This is a genomic window from Microbacterium sp. B19, from assembly GCF_000333395.1.
Lineage (GTDB): Bacteria > Actinomycetota > Actinomycetes > Actinomycetales > Microbacteriaceae > Microbacterium.
The window spans coordinates 1-6,113 of sequence record NZ_BADA01000028.1; the positions used below are offsets into that span (position 1 = coordinate 1).

Below are 6,113 nucleotides of genomic sequence, written 5' to 3' on the forward strand. Positions count from 1 at the left end.
TCTCGCCGGGGGAGGATCGCATCCGCGGCATCCATCCTCCGTCGCCCGGATCTCCTCCCGTCGCGGGGGCGGGGGCGGGCGCGTCGCGGGGGCCGTGCCTTCGCGCGGGCCGAAACCGCAATTCCCTTCCCCTTCCATTATCGCGCCCGACCCCGGGCTTGCCGCAAGGCCCCCTCTGTGATGCAAAATCGCAGGTCGCGCCCGCATTCGGCGCACGAAGGGGACACCGGCGATGCACACGAACACCAGCCCTTTCGCTCTACCCGCGCGACTGCACGACAAGGCCGCGCTCATCGGCGACGACGAGCGGCGGTTCGCTGCGATCGCGGCCGCCCTCGCCGCCGAGGGGGAGCGGGTCGAGCTCCGACTCACCGCGCTGCGTCGGGAGCACGCGAGCGGTCAACGCGCTCTCGAACGCGACCTCGAGGTGCAGCAGCTGTCGACACGGCTCCGGGTCCTCCGCCGTTTCGGCCTCGACGCATGCATCGGGCGAATGGTCGATGAGGCCGGCACCGCGACGTACGTCGGCCGGTTCGGGATCGTGGATGCCACGGGCGAACGCCTTCTCCTGGACTGGCGGGCCCCGGCATCCCGGCCCTTCTTCGCGGCGACGGCCGCGCACCCGGAGGGGCTCCGCAGTCGCCGGCGGTACCGCTGGCGCGCGGGACGCATCGTCGACTTCTGGGACGAGGTGTTCGGCGACGGCCCCGGAGCGGGGGCGGCGCTCGACGACCAGTCCGCGTTCATCGCGAGCCTGGGCACCAGCCGATCACCCAAGATGCGCGACGTGCTCGCGACGATCCAGACGGATCAGGATGCCATCATCCGCGCGCACGCCCGCGGAGCGCTCGTCGTCGACGGCGGCCCGGGGACGGGCAAGACCGTCGTCGCGCTGCATCGCGCCGCGTACCTGCTCTACTCGGACCCGCGAATGCAGGGGGAGAGCGAAGGGCTGCTCTTCGTCGGGCCGCACCGGCCGTACGTCGACTACGTGGACGACGTCCTGCCCGGCCTCGGCGAGGAGGGTGCCCGCGTGTGCGCGGTGAACGACCTCGCGGGTGAGGCGCGCGTGAACCCGGAACCCGATCCGCGCCTTCGCCGCGTGCTCGGCGACGGCCGCATGATCGACGCGGTCGAGGCCGCCGTGCGGCGGTGGCAGCGCCCGCCGACGCGGAGCACGACCGTGGACACCGCGTGGGGCGCCGTCGTCGTCGACGCGGCCGAGTGGGCCGAGATCTTCGAGGGCGTCGGTGTCGTCGCCCACAACGAGCTGCGCACCCGCGCGTGGGAGCGGCTGCTCACGCTGCTCGAGGAACGCGTCGACGACGAGCTGCGCGGCGGTGCGACCGACACGTGGGACGAGGGGTGGGGCGAGGCATCCCGATCGCGCGACGACTTCGACGCCTACGGCTCGGGCTGGGACGAGGACGAATCCCCGCGCGAAGCGCTGGAGAACGACGACGATCTGCGGGCGTTGTTCGACGGCGCGTGGCCGCTTCTCGACCCGGATGCCGTTCTCCGCGGGCTGCTCACGAACACGGCCCTGCTCCGCCGGTGCGCACCGTGGCTCGCGGCCGACGACCTCGCGGCGCTCGTCGATCGCGGAGTTCCGGAGGTCTGGACCGCGTCGGATTTGCCGCTGCTCGATGCCGCCCGCCAGGAGGTGGGCGACCCCCGCCGGGAGGCCGCGGAGCGTCGGGCACGGCGGGAGGCGGCGGAGGAGCGCCGGATCATGTCCGACGTCGTGACCGACCTCATCGCCGCCGACGACGGCGACATGCGGGTGATGTCGATGCTGCGCGGGCAGGACCTGCGCCGGACGCTCGAGAGCCCCGCGGCATCCATCCTCGATCCGTTCGCGGGCCCCTTCGCCCACGTCATCGTCGACGAAGCGCAGGAACTCACCGACGCGCAGTGGCGCATGCTCCTGAGACGCTGCCCGTCCAGGAGCCTCACGATCGTCGGCGACCGCGCGCAGGCGCGCCACGGATTCACCGAGCCGTGGGAGGACAGGCTCGCGCGGGTGGGCGTCGAGCGCGTGCGGATCGCGACGCTGCACGTGAACTACCGCACTCCGGGGGAGGTGATGGATGCCGCGGCCCCGGTGATCCGCGCCGTGCTGCCCGACGCGAACGTGCCGGAATCGATCCGACGGACGGGCGTCCCCGTCGAGTACGGCGCGCGCGCCGACCTCGCCGAGATCATCGCCGCGTGGGAGCGGGGAACCGCCGAGGGGACGGCGGTGGTGATCGGCGCCCCGGACTTCGCGCCGCGCGAGCGGGTCTCGTCGCTCGACCCGCAGCGGGTGAAGGGGCTGGAGTTCGACCTCGTCGTCCTCGTCGAGCCCTCCCGCTTCGGCGACGGGATCACGGGCGCGGTCGACCGGTACGTCGCGATGACCCGCGCGACGCAGCGGCTCGTCGTGCTGGAGTAGCGCGGGGCCGGGGCGGAGCGGAGGCCGGGGCGTGACGGGAGGAGATTCGGGCAGGGGAGGACCGAGACCGCGGCATCCATCCTCCGCCCCGCCGAATCTCCTCCCGTCGCGTGGGCTGTTCCGGTCCCCGCAGCACATGCCCGAGGAGAAGCGCGGGAGCTGTCAAGGCCGTACGCCGCTCCCGGCGAGCGGTGCGAGCGTGCAGGCCTCATCGCCGGAAGGGACGCCCATGTCGCACATCGCCGTCAAGGCGGGGGGTCGCCGCCCTCGTCGGTCTGCTGGTCGCAACCATCCCGATGATGCTCGGTGCTCCCGAACTCGCACCCCTCATCGGGTGGGCCGTCGCGGCCGCCGTCTTCCTCACCTGGGCCTGGGCGCGCGCGTGGCGCGCCGGACCGCAGCAGACGCGCGACCTGGCGCGCCACGAGCGGCGCTCGCGCCGCCTCGTCGATGCACTGATCATCGGCGCGACGCTGCTCAGCCTCGTCGGCGTCGTGCTCGCGCTCATCCGCAGCCAGCAGAGCGACCCGATCGGTGCCGCCTGCGCGATCCTCGCGGTCGTCGGCGTGGTCGCGGCCTGGGCGGTCATGAACACCGTCTACGCGTTCAAGTACGCCCGGATGTACTACCTCGACGAGAACCACCGGTTCGACTTCGACCAGGAGGAGGACCCGTCGTACAGCGACTTCGCGTACGCGGCGTTCAACATCGGCATGGCCTACAGCGCGAGCAGCGTGACCCAGTCGTCCACCCCGACTCGACGGATCGCCTTCGCGCACGGCCTGCTCGCGTACTTCTACGGGACATTCGTCGTGGCGGTGGCGATCAACCTCATCACGAGCCTCACGCAGTCCGGGTGATCCTCTCGCCGTACGCGCGGCACCCCTCCTGCACAGCCCGGCGCGCCCGGCATCCGTCATCCACACCCGCTACACTCGAGGGAGAACCACGGCAACCTTTAACCCCGTCCCGTGAGGCGGAGAAGGGAGCAGCGGATGAGTACGCGCACCGTCATGCACGATGCCGACATCGCCCGCGCTTTGACGCGCATCTCGCACGAGATCCTGGAGTCCAATAAGGGGCCGGAAGGACTCGTCCTCCTCGGGATCCCGACGCGCGGTGTCACCCTCGCCGAGCGCATCGCTCCGCTGATCAGCGAGTTCGGGGGAGCGGCCGTCCCGGTCGGCGCCCTCGACGTGACGATGTACCGCGACGATCTGCACCGCAATCCCACGCGGGCACCGCACACCACGCGCATCCCCGCCGGCGGCATCGACGGCAAGGTCGTCGTGCTGGTGGACGACGTGCTGTTCTCGGGTCGCAGCATCCGGGCCGCGCTCGACGCCCTGCAGGACATCGGCCGCCCCGCCGCCGTGCGGCTGGCGACGCTGATCGACCGCGGTCACCGCGAGCTGCCCATCCGCCCCGACTTCGTCGGCAAGAACCTCCCGTCCGCCCGCGACGAGCGCGTCAACGTGCGCCTCGCCGAGGTCGACGGCATCGAAGAGGTGACGATCGAATCATGAGGCACCTCCTCGACACCCAGCACCTCACGCGCGCCGAATCGCTCGAGATCCTCGACGTCGCCGAGGACATGGCCGACACGCAGCGCCGTGAGGTCAAGAAGCTGCCGACGCTGCGCGGCAAGACCGTGGTGAACCTCTTCTTCGAGGACTCCACCCGCACCCGCATCTCGTTCGAGGCCGCCGCCAAGCGCCTGAGCGCCGACGTCATCAACTTCTCCGCGAAGGGCTCGAGCGTCAGCAAGGGCGAGTCGCTCCAAGACACCGCGCAGACCCTCCAGGCGATGGGGGCGGATGCCGTCGTCATCCGCCACGGCGCCTCCGGGGCTCCGCGCACGCTCGCCACCAGCGGCTGGATCACCGCGGGCGTGGTGAACGCCGGCGACGGGACGCACGAGCACCCGACGCAGGCGCTGCTCGACGCGTTCACCATCCGCAAGCGCCTGTTCGGCGCCGACAGCCGCGGGCGCGGGCTGGACGGCATCCGGGTCACGATCGTCGGCGACGTGCTGCACTCCCGCGTCGCGCGCTCGAACGTGTGGCTGCTGCACACGCTCGGCGCCCACGTGACGCTCGTCGCGCCGCCGACCCTCGTCCCGCAGGACGTCAGCGGCTGGCCGGTCGAGGTCGAGTACGACCTGGACCGCGGGATCGCCGCCGGTCCCGACGCCCTCATGATGCTCCGCATCCAGCTCGAGCGGATGAATGCCGCGTATTTCCCGACTGAACGGGAGTATTCCCGCCGGTACGGTCTCGACGCGCGGCGCCTGGAGGCGCTGCCGGACGGTAGCATCGTTCTACACCCCGGCCCGATGAATCGCGGTCTGGAGATCTCCGCCGAAGCCGCCGACTCGCCGCGCTCGACGGTTCTCGAGCAAGTCGCGAACGGCGTCTCCGTGCGCATGGCCGTGCTGTACCTGCTGCTGGCGGGCGCGCGGACCGACTCCGAGAAAGAGGACCTTCGATGAGCCACGCCCCCTCCCACACCCTGCTGGTGCGCGGCGCGCGGATCGAAGGTCGGGATGCCACCGACCTCCTCGTCCGCGACGGCGTCATCGCCGAGACCGGAACCGGCCTCTCGCACGCGGGCGCGACCGTCGTGGATGCCGAGGGCCTCATCGCCCTCCCGGGACTCGTCGACCTGCACGTGCACCTGCGCGAGCCCGGGTACGAGGCATCCGAGACCGTCGCCACCGGATCCCGCGCCGCCGCAGCCGGCGGTTTCACGACCGTCTTCGCGATGCCGAACACGTCGCCCGTCGCCGACACGGCCGGTGTCGTCGAGCAGGAGCTCGCGCTCGGCGAGGCCGCGGGCTACGTCCACGTTCAGCCGATCGGCGCCGTGACGGTCGGGCAGAAGGGCGAGCGTCTCGCCGAGCTCGGCGCGATGGCCGACTCCCGCGCCCGCGTCCGCGTCTTCAGCGACGACGGCTTCTGTGTCTTCGACCCGCTCATCATGCGGCGAGCGCTGGAGTACGTGAAGGCGTTCGACGGCGTGATCGCGCAGCACGCGCAGGATCCGCGGCTGACCGAGGGCGCGCAGATGAACGAGGGCGCCGTGTCCGCCGAGCTGGGGCTCGCGGGGTGGCCGGCGGTCGCCGAGGAGTCGATCATCGCGCGCGACGTGCTGCTCGCCGAGCACGTGGGCTCGCGTCTGCACGTGTGCCACCTGTCGACGGCCGGGTCGGTCGACATCATCCGCTGGGCCAAGAAGCGCGGCGTGAACGTCACCGCCGAGGTGACCCCGCACCACCTGCTGCTCACCGACGAGCTCGTGCGCGACTACGACGCGCGGTTCAAGGTGAACCCGCCGCTGCGCCGCGAGGAGGACGTGCTCGCGGTGCGCGAGGGTCTGGCCGACGGCACGATCGACATCGTCGCGACCGACCACGCGCCGCACCCGGCCGAGGCGAAGTCGTGCGAGTGGGCCGCCGCCGCGAACGGCATGGTGGGTCTGGAGAGCGCGCTGCGCGTCGTCCACCAGGCCATGGTCGAGACCGGGCTCCTCGAGTGGATCGACGTCGCCCGGGTGAGGTCAAGAAGATCTACGACCAGGTGCTCAAGGCCAGCGCGACGCAGTCGGCGCACCTCGGCCAGTGGTCCGACGACTGGTTCGCGGGCCTGTCCAACGGCGCGTTCGCCACGATGCTCTGCCC

Annotated in this window: 5 protein-coding genes; all 5 read left to right on the top strand. The window is 71.8% G+C overall.

The window, feature by feature from the left end:
• Positions 1-232: 232 nt before the first annotated feature.
• On the top strand, positions 233-2,434 hold the full coding sequence (helR, locus tag I5G_RS00955; protein WP_022877378.1) for an RNA polymerase recycling motor ATPase HelR: 2,202 nt from the start codon (positions 233-235) through the stop codon (positions 2,432-2,434).
• Positions 2,435-2,733: 299 nt separating this feature from the next.
• Positions 2,734-3,294, top strand: a complete 561-nt coding sequence (locus I5G_RS19825) for a DUF1345 domain-containing protein (protein ID WP_051038557.1) — start codon at positions 2,734-2,736, stop codon at positions 3,292-3,294.
• Positions 3,295-3,429: 135 nt separating this feature from the next.
• Complete coding sequence (pyrR, locus tag I5G_RS00965) at positions 3,430-3,960, top strand: bifunctional pyr operon transcriptional regulator/uracil phosphoribosyltransferase PyrR (protein WP_022877380.1); 531 nt, start codon at positions 3,430-3,432, stop codon at positions 3,958-3,960.
• On the top strand, positions 3,957-4,925 hold the full coding sequence (locus I5G_RS00970) for an aspartate carbamoyltransferase catalytic subunit (RefSeq protein WP_022877381.1): 969 nt from the start codon (positions 3,957-3,959) through the stop codon (positions 4,923-4,925). The genes pyrR and I5G_RS00970 overlap by 4 nt, the downstream gene beginning before the upstream one ends.
• The coding region (locus tag I5G_RS19830) for a dihydroorotase (RefSeq protein ID WP_022877382.1) at positions 4,922-6,113 on the top strand (1,192 nt) is incomplete at its 3' end. The genes I5G_RS00970 and I5G_RS19830, both read left to right, overlap by 4 nt.

Bases quoted from the DNA above. Each gene is read 5' to 3' on its own strand.
- helR (WP_022877378.1), top strand. From the start codon at position 233: ATGCACACGAACACCAGCCCTTTCGCTCTACCCGCGCGACTGCACGAC.
- I5G_RS19825 (WP_051038557.1), top strand. From the start codon at position 2,734: ATGCTCGGTGCTCCCGAACTCGCACCCCTCATCGGGTGGGCCGTCGCG.
- pyrR (WP_022877380.1), top strand. From the start codon at position 3,430: ATGAGTACGCGCACCGTCATGCACGATGCCGACATCGCCCGCGCTTTG.
- I5G_RS00970 (WP_022877381.1), top strand. From the start codon at position 3,957: ATGAGGCACCTCCTCGACACCCAGCACCTCACGCGCGCCGAATCGCTC.